Source organism: Streptomyces sp. NPDC055632 (assembly GCF_053618675.1).
In genome coordinates this window covers 11,395-26,117 of the sequence record NZ_JBSHHY010000027.1, presented here as the reverse complement: position 1 = coordinate 26,117, position 14,723 = coordinate 11,395, and the positions used below count along the sequence as shown (strand labels likewise).

Sequence of the window (14,723 nt, the reverse complement as noted above, 5' to 3'; positions counted from 1 at the left end):
TCCGCGCGCGGGCAGCGACGAACCGCCCGGCGGCGAGGGATCGCCGCCCGGGCCCGGTCTTCGTCGGGAAGGTCTCCGCGCGCGCTAGACGGCGGGAGGCGGAAGCACGGTCGCATGCATGATCGGCACCCTAGGGGGCGGTCCGTCCGGCGGGCAACCCGGTTCCCCGGCCGGCGTCGCCGTCCTCGGACCGGGGCCCGGAGCCTTCCTGGGACGGGGACCCGGAGCCGTCCTGGGACAGGGACCCGGCACCGGCCCCCGTACCGCTCCCGGGCACGGCTCCGGCCCCGCTCACCTCCCCCGTCCCTCCGGCCACGGGTCCGGACGGCGGCGCCTTCGGCGTCGAGGACTGGGCGATGAAGGCGCCGACGAGGACCAGCGCGCCGCCGGCGATCTGCGGCGCGCCCAGGTGCTCGCCGAGCAGGACCCAGGCCAGGACGGTCGCGATGACGGCCTCCAGGCAGGCCACGACGCCCGCGACCTGCGGGGAGAGCCGGCGCACCGAGATGACGCCGGTGACGTAGGCGAAGACGGTGGCGATCAGCACGATCCAGCCGAGCAGCAGCCAGGCGGGCACGCTGGTGTCGTCCATGGCGGCGCGGCCGCCGAGGACCGCCCAGTCCATGCCCCACGGCCGGGCCACGACGGTGAGGACGAGCGCGCCGATGAGCAGTCCGTAGGCGATGACGCCGACCGGGTCGGGCCGCTCGGCCCCTCCGTCCCCGTCGGCGCCCCGGTCGGAGAGGACGAAGTAGCCGACCTGGCAGCAGGCGGCGGCGAGCGCCAGGAGGAGTCCGAGCAGGTCGAAGCCCAGCCCGGACCAGACCTGGACGACGCACGCGAGGCCGCCGACCGCGAGGACGACGCCGAAGGCGGCGGCGCGGGTGACGGGCCGGCGCTGGACGAAGCGGACCCAGCCGAGGACGAGGGCCGGGGCGAGGTACTCGATGAGGAGGGCGACGCCGACGGGGATGCGGGAGATCGAGGCGAAGTAGAAGGCCTGGACACCGGCGACGGCGAGCAGTCCGAAGCCCACGAGGAGGGCCGGTTCGCGGCGCAGGAGGTCCCGGTGGCGCCAGGCCACCGGGAGCATGAGGAGCGCGGCGCCGGCGACCCGGAGCCAGACGACGTGGAGCGGGTCGAGTCCCGCTTCGATGAGCGGCTTGGCCGCCACTCCCGAACCACCGAATGCGAAGGCCGAGGCCAGGGCGAGTCCCAGGCCGGCGCTTCTCCCCTGAGACGCGTGCATGGGGTCATCATGACAGGACGGCGTCAGGGGTGTAACCCCCGTTACACCTGTTGAGACGGCCCCTCGTGACAGGCTGCGCCGGAGGCCCGGTCGAGGGCGGGGTCACCGGCCCGGTCGAGGGCCTCGCACGGGGTGGCGGCGAGGTCGGCGCGGGCGGCCAGGGCGGCCGGATCGACCCCGGCGCGGCGCAGCACCTCGACGGCCCGGCTCTCGGGGTCGGCGGCGACGACGGCGAGCAGGTCGACGCCCCGGGCCTGCGGTTCGCCGCGCCCGGCGGCTCGCCGGAGGGCGCCCTCCAGGGCGGCGGCCGCGGCGGGCGACCAGCCGGAGGGCCGGACGTCCCGGGATTCGGTCCCGCGCGCGGCGGGCAGCAGGCGCCGGTCCGCCGAGTCCTCGACGGAGCGCTGCCAGCGCAGGCCGTAGCCGATGGACCGCTGGACGAGGTAGCCGAGGACGCGGGCGAGCTGCTCGCGGCCCTCGAACACGGCGGCGGCCTCGGGGTCGGACTCGACGAGCGAGTGCAGCAGGTGCGCGGTGTCGATCTGGCGGTCCCCGTCCCGGAGGGCCCTGCGGCGCGCGCCCGAGACGGCCGCCGCGAGCGACGGCGTCAGGAAGGGGACGAGCTCCGCGCGCAGGGCGGCGGGCTGCCGGAGCGACGGGGAGCGCGGGACGGGACTGTGCACGCTCCCACCTCATCAGGTCGGGACGGCCGGAACATCACCGGAGAGGAGCATGTGCGCGTCCCACCGGAGGCGGGTACGGGCGCGCGGTTCCTCCTCCTTGCGAATGAGATCGCGCGCGACACCCCCGAAAAGGCGCGCGCCGCCTTGCCTCACGCCCCTCGTGCAACCACGGCCCCCTCTCCGCTCGTCTTCCGGACGTGTTCTGGATGGTGGGTCTGCTCGCGCTCGACGGGCGGCAGTACGTGTACCGGGTGTACGCACCCCGGGAGGCGCTGCCCGCCGATCTGTTCTGGACCGCGTTCCACTGCCACGAGGAGGACGGGGCGCCGCGCGCCTCCGACAGCTTCGACGCGGCGGAGATCTGGTGGATCGGCGACGGGGCGGGCCCGACCACGGCGGAGCTGACGGTCCACCACTCCTGAACACCCGGGAACGGGAACGAACGGAAAGGGGGCCTGCGGCAACCGCCGCAGGCCCCCTTTCTCATCCCCTCCCCCGTACCTCCGCGCCTCAGTGCTCGTCGGCCAGGATCAGGTACAGCTTCTTGCGCGCCTCGTTGATCACGGCGACCGCCTTCTCGCGCTGCTCGGGGCTGCCGGTCTTCCAGACCTGCCCGAACGCCTCCATCAGACCGAAGCCGGCCTGCCGGATCTCGTTCACGGCGTCCCAGTCGACCCCGCGCCCGGCCTCCTCCCAGGGAGCCTCGGGCCCGTTCTCGGCCTCGGCGCGCCCGGAGTCGGTGAGCGTGAACAGCTTCTTGCCGCCCTCGCTCGCGCTGGTGATCAGCCCCTCGTCCTCCAGGAGCTGGAGGGTGGGGTAGACGGAGCCGGGACTGGGCTTCCAGGCCCCGTCGCTGCGCTCGCCGATCTCGCGGATCATCTCGTAGCCGTGCATCGGGCGGTCCTTCAGGAGGGCCAGGATCGAGGCCCGCACGTCACCGCGCCGCGCCCGTCCCCGGCCGCCTCCGCGACCCCGGCCCCCGAAGGGGCCTCCTCCGAACGGTCCGCCGCCGAACCCGGGCCCGAAGGGCCCGAACGCGGCGCGCCGCCCCTCGAAGTCTCCCCGGGCTCCGGGGCCCCGGCCTCCACGACCGGCTCCGTGTCCGTTTCCGCACTCGTGTCCATGTGAACGCATCGCAACGCTCCTTCCATCGGGATTTCTTCTACGAACCATCGCGATGCCTCAACGATATATCGGAACTGTTCGGTGAGCAAGAGCCCGAGAAGCCATGAGCATGCATCGAATGCCAGTTCGACGGGAGGGGGAAAGAAAAGGTGCCCTCCCCGGCCGGGGAGGGCACCTACGCGGTCCTGGGTCCTGACAGGACCTCAGTCCAGACAGAACTCGTTTCCTTCTATGTCCTGCATCGTGATGCAGGACTCGTTCTCCTCGTCGGCGAACAGCGTGTACAGGTGGACCGCGCCGAGCTCGACCAGCCGCGCGCACTCCGCCTGGAGCGTGGTGAGGCGCTCCTCGCCCACGAGACCGGTGCCGGCCCGCACGTCGAGGTGCACCCGGTTCTTGGCGACCTTGCCCTCGGGGACGCGCTGGAAGAACAGTCGCGGGCCCTCGCCCGAGGGATCGGCGCAGGAGAACCACTTCACCTCGTGCCCGTCCGGCAGCGAGCGGTGGTAGTCGTCCCACGTGGCGAAACCCTCCGGCGCCGGCGGCACGACGTACCCCAGCACCTCGCACCAGAAGCGGGCGAGGCGTTCGGGATCCGCGCAGTCGAAGGTGACCTGGAGCTTCTTGATCGTTGGCATCGGGTCACCCTAGTGGCGCGCACCGACCACCGGCACCCGCATTTGACCTTGACACCGTGACAAGCCCTTCACTGGCGCCGAGGAGGTGGTCCCGATGACCATGACGAACGAGAAGGACGAAGAGAAGACGGGGGCGGACCCGGAGACGGCGCGTGCCCTCCGGGCGCTGGAGAGCGACAGCCCGTCGGTCCGGCTGCGGGCGGCCCTGGCGGTCGGCACGGCCCCGGACCGGGGAGCCGTGGACAAGCTCGTCGAACGGTGCGCGGTCGAACCCGACTTCTCCGTGCGCGAGATGCTGACGTGGGCGCTCACCCGCCACCCGCCGTCGACGACGGTCCCCAGGCTCCTCCCCGAGGTGCGCTCGGAGCGCGCGCGGGCCCGGAGCCAGGCCCTGCACACCCTGTCCAAGATCGGGGACCGGCGGGCCTGGCCGGTGATCACCCCGGCACTGCTGTCCGACGCCGACGACGAGGTGGCCCGGAGCGCCTGGCGGGCGGCGGTCGTCCTCGTGCCCGAGGGTGAGGAACGCGGGCTGGCCGTAGGGTTGGCGACACAGCTCGGGCGCGGTGGACGCGAGACGCGACTGAGCCTGAGCCGGGCGCTGATCGCGCTCGGGGAGGCGGCGGTGCCGGTGCTCGCCGCCGCGCGGACGGACCCCGACCCCGAGGTGCGCACGCACGCCGTCGCCACAGAACGGCTGTGGCGCGACCCGGACGCCGGCTTCGAGTTCGCGGTCGAGGAGGCGAAGCGCGTCGTGGCCCTCGGCGGGGCCGGCCGGGAGGAGTGACAGGCGTGTTGATCGGTGACGTGGCCCGGCGGTCCGGGGTCAGCGCCCGCATGCTCCGGCACTACGAGTCGCTCGGCCTGGTGCGCCCGACGGGCCGCACCGGCTCCGGCTACCGGGAGTACTCCGGCGAGGACGTCCGGCGGATCTTCCACATCGAGAGCCTGCGGTCGCTGGGCCTCTCGCTGCGCGAGGTCGGGCGGGCGCTCGACGACCCCGGCTTCGCGCCCGCGGAGCTCGTCGACGACCTCGTGCGCCGGACGCGGGAACGCATCGCGGCGGAGACGGAGCTGCTCACGCGGCTCCGCCGGATCGACGCCGTGGAACCAGCGGGCTGGGAGGACGTCCTCCGGACCGTCGCACTCCTCCAGGCGCTGGGGTCGAAGGACGCGGACACGCGCCAGCGCACGGCCCTGTCCGCGTCCGAGGAAGCCCCCCTGCCGGTGGAGGCGCTGGTCGAGGCCGTACTGGACGAGTCGGACCCGAACGTCGCCGGGGCCCTCCGCTGGGCCCTGGCGCGCGCGGGCGGGGACGGCCCGGCGCTGCTCGCGGAGGCCCTCGACTCCCCCGCCGCCGAGGTGCGGGAACGCGCCGTCCGGTCCCTCGCCGAGATGCCGGGCGACGGGGCGACCGCGCTCCTGCGGGACGCCCTCGCGCACCCCGACGCCACGGTCCGCCGGTGCGCGGCTCCGGCGCTCGGGGCGCGGGGAGTGGCCGACGCGATCCCGGCGCTCGTCGACATGGTCGTCGGGGAGACGGAGGAGACGGAGGAGACGAACGACGTCGACGCGGCCGACGCGCTGAGCGCCCTCGCGGGCGACCCCGCGCTGGCGGACCGGATCGCCGGCGCCCTCGTCGACCGCCTCGCCCGCGCCACCACCGGACTGCCGGCGCGCCGGCGGCTGACCCAGGCCCTCGCGGACGTCCCGGGCGCCACGGCGGCGCGCGCCCTCACCCACCTGTCCCACGACGCGGACCGCGCCGTCGCCCTCACGGCGACGTACGTCCTCGCACTGCGCGACGGACGCTGACGCGCCTCTCCCAGGGCCCGTCCGGCGGATCAGGGCCGGGTGGGCCCCAGGCCCTTCACCCCTCCCGCCGCGAGTCGATAACCTGCTCGCGTGACGTCCGACGAAGACCTCCGGTTCCCTCCCGCGCTCGCCGCCGCCCTGGCGGTCCGGTCCGACCACATAGGTGGCGACGGGGTCGACTTCGAGCCCTTCCCGGCCTTCCTGTCCGCCGACGAGACGACCGAGTGGATCCGGGCGTGGACCGGCGACGAAGAACTGACCGGCGACCACTTCCGCGTGTTCGGGCAGGACGGCACCGGCGGGTACGCCGCGTTCTGGCTGGTCCGCCCGGACCGGGGACCGGACGGACAGCCCGTCGTCTTCCTCGGCTCCGAGGGCGAGACCGGCGTCGTCGCGCGCGACCTGGGCTCCTTCCTGTGGCTGCTGGCCGACGGCGTCGGCCCCCTGGAGGCGACCAACCCGTACGGGCCCGTCCCCGCCTCGTACCCCCATCCCGAGCTGACCGCCGTCGCCGAGCGGTACGCGCCGGGCCTCCGGGCCCCGGCGACCGTCCTGATCGAACAGGCCGTCCGGGAGTTCCCCGACTTCGACGACATCATCGTGAAGCTCTGCCGCTGAATCGTGAAGCCCTGCCGCTGAGCCCGCACGACCGCTTCGCGCTCACCCCGCGGCAGCGCCCCCGCCCCGGCGCGCCCGCACGGCCCGGACCAGACGGGTGGTCCCGTACCCGAGGAGCCAGGGCAGCACCGTGATGCCGCCGATGTAGACGGCGGCGTAGCCGACGAGGTCCTCGGTGCGCTTCTCCTGGTCCAGGGGCAGGATCATCACGGCCGCGGAGACCCCCACCGGCACCAGCGGGAGCAGCACCGACCACAGCCGCGGTCCCAGACCGGGCCGGGCCGCGCACCACGCCCCCGCGGCCCCCATCAGGAAGGGCCCGAACGGCACCCACAGCAGCACCGGGTAGAGGAACAGGACCCACCAGTCGTCCGAGTACCCGAACATCATCGAAGCCCCCCGAGGCCGCTCGCGGCGGACACCCCCCGTGTCCCGTCCCGCCGTCCTCCCGTCCACGACGACGCGCGGAACCACCGGTCCAGTTCTCCGCGATTGGCCTTGGCCGCCGGAAATCCGCCGCCGGTAGCGTCGGTGCCATGCGCATCCGAATCGTCGACGCCTTCACCGACCGGCCCTTCTCCGGCAACCCCGCGGGAGTGCTCCTCCTCGACTCCTTCCCGGAGGACTCCTGGCTCCAGAAGGTCGCCGCCGAGGTCAACCTCTCCGAGACCGCCTTCGCCCACCCGCTGCCCGCCGGCGGCGAGGCGGACTGGGCCCTGCGCTGGTTCACGCCGGCCACCGAGGTCGACATGTGCGGCCACGCCACCCTGGCCACCGCCCACGTCCTGCACACCACCGGCACCGCGACCGGCACCGTCCGCTTCGCGGCCCGCTGCGGCCTCCTCGGCACCACCGCCGAGGCCGACGGGACGATCACCATGGACTTCCCGACCTCGCCCCTCGTCCCCGTCCCCGGTCCCGACGGCCTGGCGGAGGCGCTCGGCGCCGAGGTCGTCGCCGTCCACGACACCGGGGTCCACATCGGGGACCTCGTCGTCGAGCTGCGCGACGAGGCCGCCGTCCGCTCCCTCGCCCCCGACCTCGCCGCCCTGAAGCACATGTCCTCGCGCGGGACCATCGTGACCGCCGCGGCCGAAGAGCCGGACGGCGGCTACGACTTCGTCTCGCGCGGCTTCTTCCCAGCCGTCGGCATCGACGAGGACCCGGTGACCGGCAGCGCCCACACCGCGCTCGCCCCCTACTGGTCGGCCCGGTTCGGCCGCGACGAGCTCACAGGCCTCCAGGGCGGCGCCCGCACCGGCCTCGTCCGCACCCGCCTGCGCGGCGACCGCACCCTCCTCAACGGCCACGCCGTCACGGTCGTCGAGGGCGACCTGCACGCCTGACGGCCGGCCGCGAGGACGGCGAAGGGGCGTACGGAGGATCCCGTACGCCCCTTCGCCACGAGCGACCGCCCGTCACACGGTCGGCAGCCACCCCACCTTCCCGGCGAGCAGCCCGTATCCGACGAAGGCCACGATGTCGAGCAGCGCGTGCGCCACGACGAGCGGCCCGACCCGGCCCCAGCGGCGGTACAGCAGGACGAAGACCACGCCCATCACCACGTTGCCGATGAAGCCGCCGACGCCCTGGTAGAGGTGGTACGAGCCGCGCAGCACCGAGCTGGCCACCAGGGCGGCCATCGGCGTCCACCCCAACTGCCCCAGTCTGCGCAGCAGGTAGCCGACGACGACGACCTCCTCCACGACGGAGTTCTGGATCGCCGACAGGATGAGGACGGGGTACTTCCACCACACGTCCGGCAGCGACTCGGGCACCACCGTCAGGTTGAACCCGGTCGCCCGCGCCGCCAGGTAGAAGGCGAGTCCGGCGCTCCCGATCCCCGCCGCGACCAGCGCCCCGCGCCCGAGGTCGGGCCACGGGCGGGTGCGGTCGAAGCCGATGGCCCGCAGCCCGGTGCCCTCCCGCAGCAGGAGGTGGGCGACGAGGACGACCGGCACGAGCGCCGTGGCGATGCCGAAGAGCTGCCAGGACAGGTCGAGCCAGGGCCGTCCGGGGGCGTACGAGCCGTTGAGCGTCGCCGCCTGCTCCTTCAGCGCCCCCGGCCTGGTCAGCGAGCCGATGAAGCTGATGAGGGCCGAGACCGCGCTCGCCCCGAGCGAGAGGGCGAGCACGATGAGCGTCTCGGAGCGCAGCACCGTGCGCGGCAGGCCCCCGGGGGGCGGGGAGTCGTCCCTCACTCGTTGCTCCGACACCACACCTGTCTCCACTTCGCTTCCCCGACGACACGTCCCGGGCGACGCTTCCCGGACGGCCCGGACCATGACGACCCGAACCGTCCGGACATGATCGCCCATGAACCGCCCGGGGAAGGGACGGGGGCGGGGAGGCGCGTCAGTGGATGCCCACCGGCCAGGTGTGCACCGGCTCCCCCTCCCGCATGAGCGTCCGGTACCGGCGCGTCGTCGCGGCGAGCGCCGTCTTCCGGTCCAGGCCCGACTCCAGGGCCCGGTGGAAGGTGTCGACCTGCCAGGAGGCGCCGTTCGTCCGCCGCAGGCAGCGCTGTTCGATCACCCCGAGGTAGAAGTCCCGGTCGGCGGGTTCGATGTGCCAGGCGTCGAGCCCGGACGCGGCGAGCGGCAGCAGTTCGTCGAGGACGAGCCGTACGGCCGGCAGGGCGGCGACGCCGCCCGCGCGCCCCGGCCGGGGCCAGCGCAGCTCCGCCTCGATGCCGTGGCGGCAGGCCGTGTCGAAGTTGGCCTCGGCGTCCTCGAAGGCCATCCGCTTCCACACGGGCCGGGGCTCGTCGGCGAGCGCGCGCACCAGGCCGTAGTAGAAGGCGGCGTTCGCGATCACGTCCGTCACGGTCGGCCCGGCCGGCAGGACCCGGTTCTCGACGCGCAGGTGCGGGACGCCGTCGACCAGGCCGTACACCGGCCGGTTCCAGCGGTAGACCGTGCCGTTGTGCAGGACGAGTTCCTGGAGGCGCGGCACCCCGCCCCGGTCGAGGACGAGCAGCGGGTCCTCCTCGTCGTGGAGGGGCAGGAGGGCGGGGAAGTAGCGGAGGTTCTCCTCGAAGAGGTCGTACGCCGAGTCGATCCACCGCTCCCCGAACCAGGTGCGCGGCCGCACCCCCTGGGCCTGGAGCTCGGGCGGCCGGGTGTCGGTGGCCTGCTGGAAGAGGGGCGGGCGGGACTCCCGCCACAGTTCGCGGCCGAAGACGAAGGGCGCGTTGGCGCCGAGCGCGATCTGCACGCCGGAGACGGCCTGCGCCGCGTTCCAGACGGCGGCGAACCGGGCCGGGGTCACCTGGAGGTGGAGCTGGACCGAGGTGCAGGCGGCCTCGGGGACGATCGACTCCGAGGTGCAGCGGAGGTGTTCGACGCCGTGGATGTCGAGGATGAAGTCCTCGCCCCGTGCGGCGAGGATCTGGTCGTTGAGGAGGGCGTAGCGGTCGTTGTCCGACAGGTTCTCCGGGACCAGGTCGTGCTGTTCGAGGGTGGGCAGCACGCCGATCATGACGACGCCCGCGTCGAGCTCCGCCGCCTTGCGGTCGGCGTACCCGATTCCGGCTCCGATCTCCTCCGCGAGCCGGTCGAATACGCGCCCCTCCAGCTGGTGGGGAGCGATGTTCACTTCGAGGTTGAACATTCCGAGTTCCGTCTGGAAATCGGGGCTCGCGATCTTTTCGAGAACCGGCCCGTTCAGCATGCGGGGCAGTCCGTCGGCGCCGGCGAGATTGAGTTCGATCTCCACGCCCATGAGATTGCGCGGCCGGTCGAACCTCTTCTCCGCCAGGAGCCTCGCGAGCCCCGCCAGACATTGCTGGAGTTTCCTCCGGTACTCCTGCCGGTCGGACGGGCCGAACCCGTCGGCCACGACCTTCTCGCCCATCGAAGCGTCCTTCCCCGGGTGGGCGGCCGTCACGGCGGCCGCGCGTCACGGACCATGATGCCCACCTCTTTGATCCACAACGCCTGCGGAACGCACCTGCCGGAGGATAGGCTGGATGCAGCACTCCAACGGCACATTCCACGGGCATGGAACAGACGACATATACCAATGTCATATTGTCCCGGGAATGGGGGTCGCAATTCAGCCGACCGGCTCCTCGCGGTACGGGCAGGTGGGAGCGGTATCGTCCTCATGATTCCGCGCGGACGCCCTCCGACGACGACCTGATGACGCCTTGTCAGGAATATCGGCGACGTCTAGCGGAAACACTGTGTGAACACATGTCGTATAAACTCCGCGGACGAGGCAGAGTGTTGGCGCCCGGCCATGGCCCCATGGCCCCTCTCTGGCCCCGCCGCCGACAGCGCCGTCGTACCTGCCCACGCGTCACCGTGTCTCCTGAGCGAGAGGCGACCCACCATGCTCCGACCCTCTCCGGCCCCCGCGCCGGCCCTCCGCAGCGTCCTCGCGGCGCTCGGCTCACCGACCGCCGTCCGTGAGGCGCGCACACCCGCCCTGCGGGCCGCGCAGGGACCACTGAGCCCCGAACTCCCGCTGCCCGTGCACGTGTTGGGCATCACCGGAGCCCCGGGACACCCTCCCCGCACCCGGCTCGCCGGGTGGCGCTTCCTGATCCGGAACGGGGAGCGGACGATCGCCGCCGCCGACACCATGCTCACCCCGGACGGCTGGTCCTTCTCGCACTTCTTCGAGGGGCCGTACGTCTCCGCCACGGAACGGGCCCTGCACCAGGCCGAGGGCCTGCCGGTCGCGTACCAGCCGCGGCTGCTCTCCGTACCGGAGCTCTACATGCTGACGCTCTGGCTGCACGCCGACCCGGAGACGGACGGCACCACCGTCGTCCCGGACGCCGCCGACCTGCTGGTGCCCCTGGCCCCCGCACCGCCGGGGATCGCGTCCCACCGCCCGTACCCGGTCGCCGACCTCCTGCCCGTCCTCAGCACGCGCCTCGCGCCGCCGCCCCTCCTGGGCTCGGCGGCGCCCGCCTGATCCACCGCACGCGCGCCCGCGCCCCGTGACCCGGCCGGGTCACGGGGCGCACTGCTGTCCGAAAAGCCCGCCCGAACGCGGCGTCCGAACACCCCGCCCTTACGGACTAGCCCGCTCGGGCCACCCCGAACCACCCGAAGGGACGGGGTGGTTGAGCTGAACCGCCCCTGCGGGTGACGCGTCCTCCCCGGAGAGGACGAGCTGCCGCGAAATCCCTGCGGAAGTCCGTCCCGGGGGCAAGACTTGGACCGGAACCGAACCGACCGCCGGGGGCGGCCATGAACGCGCAGAGCCGCAGGACATCCACCACGACGCAGCGAAAGAACCCACCCATGTGCCAGCACCAGCCCGCCTGTCCCACCGCCGACTCCGCCGACCGCGAGGCGGCCCGACTGACGGCACACCACCCGGAGCAGGGCTGGAGCCTGCTGTGCAACGGCGTCCTGCTCTTCGAGGACACCGGTGAGCTCCTGCCGGACGGGCAGATCATCGCTCCGCACCGGCCGCTCACGGCGGGCCGGGTGACGACCGCCGCCTGACGGGGCGGCGCGAAGCCCGGGGGCCGGCCCGGAGGAGAACTCTCCGGACCGGCCCCCGGTCATGAAATCCCGCCGTGAAGGCCCCGGCCTCAGTGGTCGTACTCGTCCAGCGGCGGGCAGGAGCAGACCAGGTTCCGGTCGCCGAAGGCGCCGTCGATGCGGCGCACCGGCGGCCAGTACTTGTCGGCGGCCGAGACGCCGGCCGGGAAGACCGCCTCGTCACGGGTGTACGCGTGGTCCCACGCGCCGCCGAGCGCGGCCGCGGTGTGCGGGGCGTTGCGCAGCGGGTTGTCCTCCGCCGGCCACTCACCCGCGGCGACCTTCTCGATCTCGGCCCGGATCGCGATCATCGTGTCGCAGAAGCGGTCGAGCTCGGTCAGGTCCTCGGACTCGGTCGGCTCGATCATCAGCGTGCCGGCCACCGGGAAGGACATCGTCGGCGCGTGGAAGCCGTAGTCGATCAGGCGCTTGGCGATGTCGTCGACGGTGACGCCGGTCGCCTTGGACAGCGGGCGCAGGTCCACGATGCACTCGTGGGCGACCAGACCGGCCGGACCGGTGTAGAGCACCGGGAAGTGCGGCTCCAGGCGCTTGGCGATGTAGTTCGCCGCGAGCACCGCGACCTGGGTGGCGCGCTTGAGGCCCTCGCCGCCCATCAGGCGCACGTACGACCAGGAGATCGGCAGGATGCCTGCGGAGCCCCACGGGGCGGCCGAGATCGGGCCGACGCCGGTCTCCGGGCCCGCGGTGGGCTGGAGCGGGTGGTTCGGCAGGTACGGGGCGAGGTGGGCGCGGACGCCGACCGGGCCGACGCCGGGGCCGCCGCCGCCGTGCGGGATGCAGAAGGTCTTGTGCAGGTTCAGGTGCGAGACGTCGCCGCCGAAGTGGCCGGGCTTGGCCAGGCCGACCAGGGCGTTGAGGTTGGCGCCGTCGACGTACACCTGGCCGCCGGCCTCGTGGACCTCGGCGCAGATGTCCGCGACGTGCTCCTCGAAGACGCCGTGCGTGGACGGGTAGGTGATCATCAGGACGGACAGCTCGTCGCGGTACTGGGCGATCTTGGCCCGCAGGTCCTCGACGTCGACCTCGCCGTCGTCGGCGGTCTTCACCACGACGACCTTCATGCCGGCCATCACGGCGGAGGCGGCGTTGGTGCCGTGCGCGGAGGACGGGATGAGGCAGACGGTGCGCTGCTCGTCGCCGTTGGCCCGGTGGTAGGCGCGGACGGCGAGGAGGCCGGCCAGCTCACCCTGCGAACCGGCGTTGGGCTGGATCGACACCTTGTCGTAGCCGGTGACCTCGGCGAGGCGCTCCTCCAGCTCGGTGATGAGCGTGACGTAGCCCTGGGCCTGCTCGACCGGGGCGAAGGGGTGGATCTGGCCGAACTCGGGCCAGGTCACCGGCTCCATCTCGGTGGTCGCGTTCAGCTTCATCGTGCAGGAGCCGAGCGGGATCATGCCGCGGTCGAGCGCGTAGTCGCGGTCCGCGAGGCGGCGCAGGTAGCGCAGCATCGAGGTCTCGGAGCGGTGCGCGTGGAAGACCGGGTGGGTCAGGTACGCGTCGGAGCGCAGCAGACCGGCGGGCAGCGCGTCCTCGGTGGCGGCGTCCAGGGCCTCGACGTCGGCGGTGACGCCGAAGGCGGCCCAGACGGCGGCGAGCTGCTCGCGCGTGGTGGTCTCGTCGCAGGAGACCGACACGTGGTCGGCGTCGGCGCGGTGGAGGTTGACGCCGGCCTCGCGGGCGGCGGCGACGACCTCGTCGGCCTTGCCGGGCACGCGGGCGGTGAGGGTGTCGAAGAAGACGTCCCCGGTCAGCTCGACGCCCCCGGCGCGCAGACCGGCGGCGAGGATCGCGGCGTACCGGTGGGTGCGGAGCGCGATGCCCTTGAGGCCCTCGGGGCCGTGGTAGACGGCGTACATGCCGGCCATGACGGCGAGCAGCACCTGCGCGGTACAGATGTTGCTGGTGGCCTTCTCGCGGCGGATGTGCTGCTCGCGGGTCTGGAGGGCCAGGCGGTAGGCGCGGTTGCCGTCGGCGTCGACGGAGACGCCCACGAGGCGGCCGGGCAGGGAGCGGGCGTGCTTGTCCTGGACGGCCATGTAACCGGCGTGCGGGCCGCCGAAGCCCATCGGGACGCCGAAGCGCTGGGTGGTGCCGACGGCGATGTCGGCGCCGAGCTCGCCGGGCGAGGTGAGCAGGGTGAGGGCGAGCAGGTCGGCGGCGACGGTGACGATCGCGCCGAGCTCGTGGGCCGCGTCGATCAGCGGCTTGATGTCACGGACCGCACCGGAGGCTCCGGGGTACTGGATCAGCACGCCGAAGACGCCGCGCTCGGCGATCTCGGCCGGGATGCCCTCGCTCAGGTCGGCGACGACGACCTCGACGCCGGTCGGCTCGGCGCGGGTCTCGATGACGGCGATCGTCTGCGGCAGGGCGTCGGCGTCGATCAGGAAGACGCCCTTCTTCACCTTGCCGACGCGGCGGGACAGCGCCATGGCCTCGGCGGCGGCGGTGCCCTCGTCGAGCAGGGAGGCGCCGGAGGTGGGCAGGCCGGTCAGGTCGGCGACCATCGTCTGGAAGTTCAGCAGGGCCTCCAGACGGCCCTGGGAGATCTCCGGCTGGTACGGCGTGTAGGCCGTGTACCAGGCGGGGTTCTCCATCACGTTCCGGAGGATCACCGGCGGGGTGAAGGTGCCGTAGTAGCCAAGGCCGATCATCGGCGCGAGGACCTGGTTGCGGTCGGCGAGCGCGCGCAGCTCGGCGAGCACCTCGGCCTCGGTGCGCGCGGCCGGCAGGCCCAGCGCCTCGGCGTTCTTGATCACGTCCGGCACCGCGGCGGCCGTGAGCTCGTCGAGCGAGCCGTAACCGACCTGGGCGAGCATCTTGGCCCGGGCCTCGGCGTCGGGCCCGATGTGCCGCTGCTCGAACGGGATGCCCTGCTCGAGCTCGGAGAGCGGAATGCGGTTGGCGGTCATGTACGGAGGCCTCCTGGTCGTCACGACCTGCGAGGGGCACCACGGCGCGGGTACCCGGACGGCCTCCCCCTCTGTCATCTCAACCTGAGAGTTTCACCGGCACGCCTCGCGGCACGCCGGCTTTCACCGTCGGTGAGAGCGCATGCCGTCGGACA

General features: G+C 73.2%; 15 protein-coding genes. 7 read left to right on the top strand and 8 right to left on the bottom strand.

The features are described from left to right. Positions 1 to 130 precede the first annotated feature (130 nt). The gene (locus ACWGSR_RS27935; protein ID WP_453570091.1) at positions 131 to 1,249 is read right to left on the bottom strand and encodes an EamA family transporter; all 1,119 of its coding nucleotides are present in this window, start codon (positions 1,247 to 1,249) and stop codon (positions 131 to 133) included. A gap of 41 nt (positions 1,250 to 1,290) precedes the next feature. Beyond that, positions 1,291 to 1,932, bottom strand: a complete 642-nt coding sequence (locus ACWGSR_RS27930; protein WP_453570088.1) for a Clp protease N-terminal domain-containing protein — start codon at positions 1,930 to 1,932, stop codon at positions 1,291 to 1,293. A gap of 197 nt (positions 1,933 to 2,129) precedes the next feature. Here ACWGSR_RS27930 and ACWGSR_RS27925 point away from each other — a divergent pair, with 197 nt between their 5' ends. After that, positions 2,130 to 2,354 (top strand): hypothetical protein, encoded by a 225-nt coding sequence (locus ACWGSR_RS27925; protein WP_376235633.1) that lies wholly within the window; start codon positions 2,130 to 2,132, stop codon positions 2,352 to 2,354. An 88-nt stretch (positions 2,355 to 2,442) separates the two neighbouring features. On the opposite strand, the gene ACWGSR_RS27920 is transcribed toward ACWGSR_RS27925, so the two are convergent. Then, positions 2,443 to 3,066 carry a PadR family transcriptional regulator gene (locus ACWGSR_RS27920; protein ID WP_376235631.1) on the bottom strand — a complete coding sequence of 208 codons (624 nt, stop codon included), beginning with the start codon at positions 3,064 to 3,066 and terminating at the stop codon, positions 2,443 to 2,445. Between the two features lie 194 nt (positions 3,067 to 3,260). Next, entirely contained in the window at positions 3,261 to 3,695 is a 435-nt protein-coding gene (locus ACWGSR_RS27915) for a VOC family protein (protein WP_376235628.1), read from the bottom strand. Positions 3,696 to 3,789: 94 nt separating this feature from the next. Between ACWGSR_RS27915 and ACWGSR_RS27910 the strand changes: the two genes are divergently transcribed. From ACWGSR_RS27910 to ACWGSR_RS27900, 3 genes are all read left to right on the top strand, one after another. Beyond that, on the top strand, positions 3,790 to 4,482 hold the full coding sequence (locus ACWGSR_RS27910; RefSeq protein ID WP_376235625.1) for a HEAT repeat domain-containing protein: 693 nt from the start codon (positions 3,790 to 3,792) through the stop codon (positions 4,480 to 4,482). A 5-nt stretch (positions 4,483 to 4,487) separates the two neighbouring features. Next, positions 4,488 to 5,510, top strand: coding sequence for a MerR family transcriptional regulator (locus tag ACWGSR_RS27905; RefSeq protein ID WP_453570082.1), 1,023 nt, complete (start codon positions 4,488 to 4,490; stop codon positions 5,508 to 5,510). A gap of 90 nt (positions 5,511 to 5,600) precedes the next feature. After that, positions 5,601 to 6,128 carry an SMI1/KNR4 family protein gene (locus ACWGSR_RS27900; protein ID WP_376235620.1) on the top strand — a complete coding sequence of 176 codons (528 nt, stop codon included), beginning with the start codon at positions 5,601 to 5,603 and terminating at the stop codon, positions 6,126 to 6,128. Between the two features lie 42 nt (positions 6,129 to 6,170). Here ACWGSR_RS27900 and ACWGSR_RS27895 read toward each other — a convergent pair whose 3' ends face one another. Continuing rightward, positions 6,171 to 6,518 carry a hypothetical protein gene (locus tag ACWGSR_RS27895; protein WP_453570079.1) on the bottom strand — a complete coding sequence of 116 codons (348 nt, stop codon included), beginning with the start codon at positions 6,516 to 6,518 and terminating at the stop codon, positions 6,171 to 6,173. A 146-nt stretch (positions 6,519 to 6,664) separates the two neighbouring features. Here ACWGSR_RS27895 and ACWGSR_RS27890 point away from each other — a divergent pair, with 146 nt between their 5' ends. Further along, positions 6,665 to 7,474 (top strand): PhzF family phenazine biosynthesis protein, encoded by an 810-nt coding sequence (locus tag ACWGSR_RS27890; protein ID WP_376235615.1) that lies wholly within the window; start codon positions 6,665 to 6,667, stop codon positions 7,472 to 7,474. Between the two features lie 72 nt (positions 7,475 to 7,546). Here ACWGSR_RS27890 and ACWGSR_RS27885 read toward each other — a convergent pair whose 3' ends face one another. Then, entirely contained in the window at positions 7,547 to 8,413 is an 867-nt protein-coding gene (locus ACWGSR_RS27885) for a CPBP family intramembrane glutamic endopeptidase (protein ID WP_453570076.1), read from the bottom strand. A gap of 70 nt (positions 8,414 to 8,483) precedes the next feature. Further along, positions 8,484 to 9,983 carry a glutamate--cysteine ligase gene (locus ACWGSR_RS27880; RefSeq protein WP_376235612.1) on the bottom strand — a complete coding sequence of 500 codons (1,500 nt, stop codon included), beginning with the start codon at positions 9,981 to 9,983 and terminating at the stop codon, positions 8,484 to 8,486. Between the two features lie 480 nt (positions 9,984 to 10,463). Here ACWGSR_RS27880 and ACWGSR_RS27875 point away from each other — a divergent pair, with 480 nt between their 5' ends. Beyond that, the gene (locus tag ACWGSR_RS27875) at positions 10,464 to 11,054 is read left to right on the top strand and encodes a polysaccharide deacetylase family protein (RefSeq protein ID WP_366372371.1); all 591 of its coding nucleotides are present in this window, start codon (positions 10,464 to 10,466) and stop codon (positions 11,052 to 11,054) included. 332 nt (positions 11,055 to 11,386) lie between these two features. Further along, complete coding sequence (locus ACWGSR_RS27870; RefSeq protein ID WP_053648929.1) at positions 11,387 to 11,593, top strand: DUF5999 family protein; 207 nt, start codon at positions 11,387 to 11,389, stop codon at positions 11,591 to 11,593. An 89-nt stretch (positions 11,594 to 11,682) separates the two neighbouring features. Here ACWGSR_RS27870 and gcvP read toward each other — a convergent pair whose 3' ends face one another. Next, positions 11,683 to 14,568 carry an aminomethyl-transferring glycine dehydrogenase gene (gcvP, locus tag ACWGSR_RS27865; protein ID WP_453570072.1) on the bottom strand — a complete coding sequence of 962 codons (2,886 nt, stop codon included), beginning with the start codon at positions 14,566 to 14,568 and terminating at the stop codon, positions 11,683 to 11,685. Positions 14,569 to 14,723: the final 155 nt, after the last annotated feature.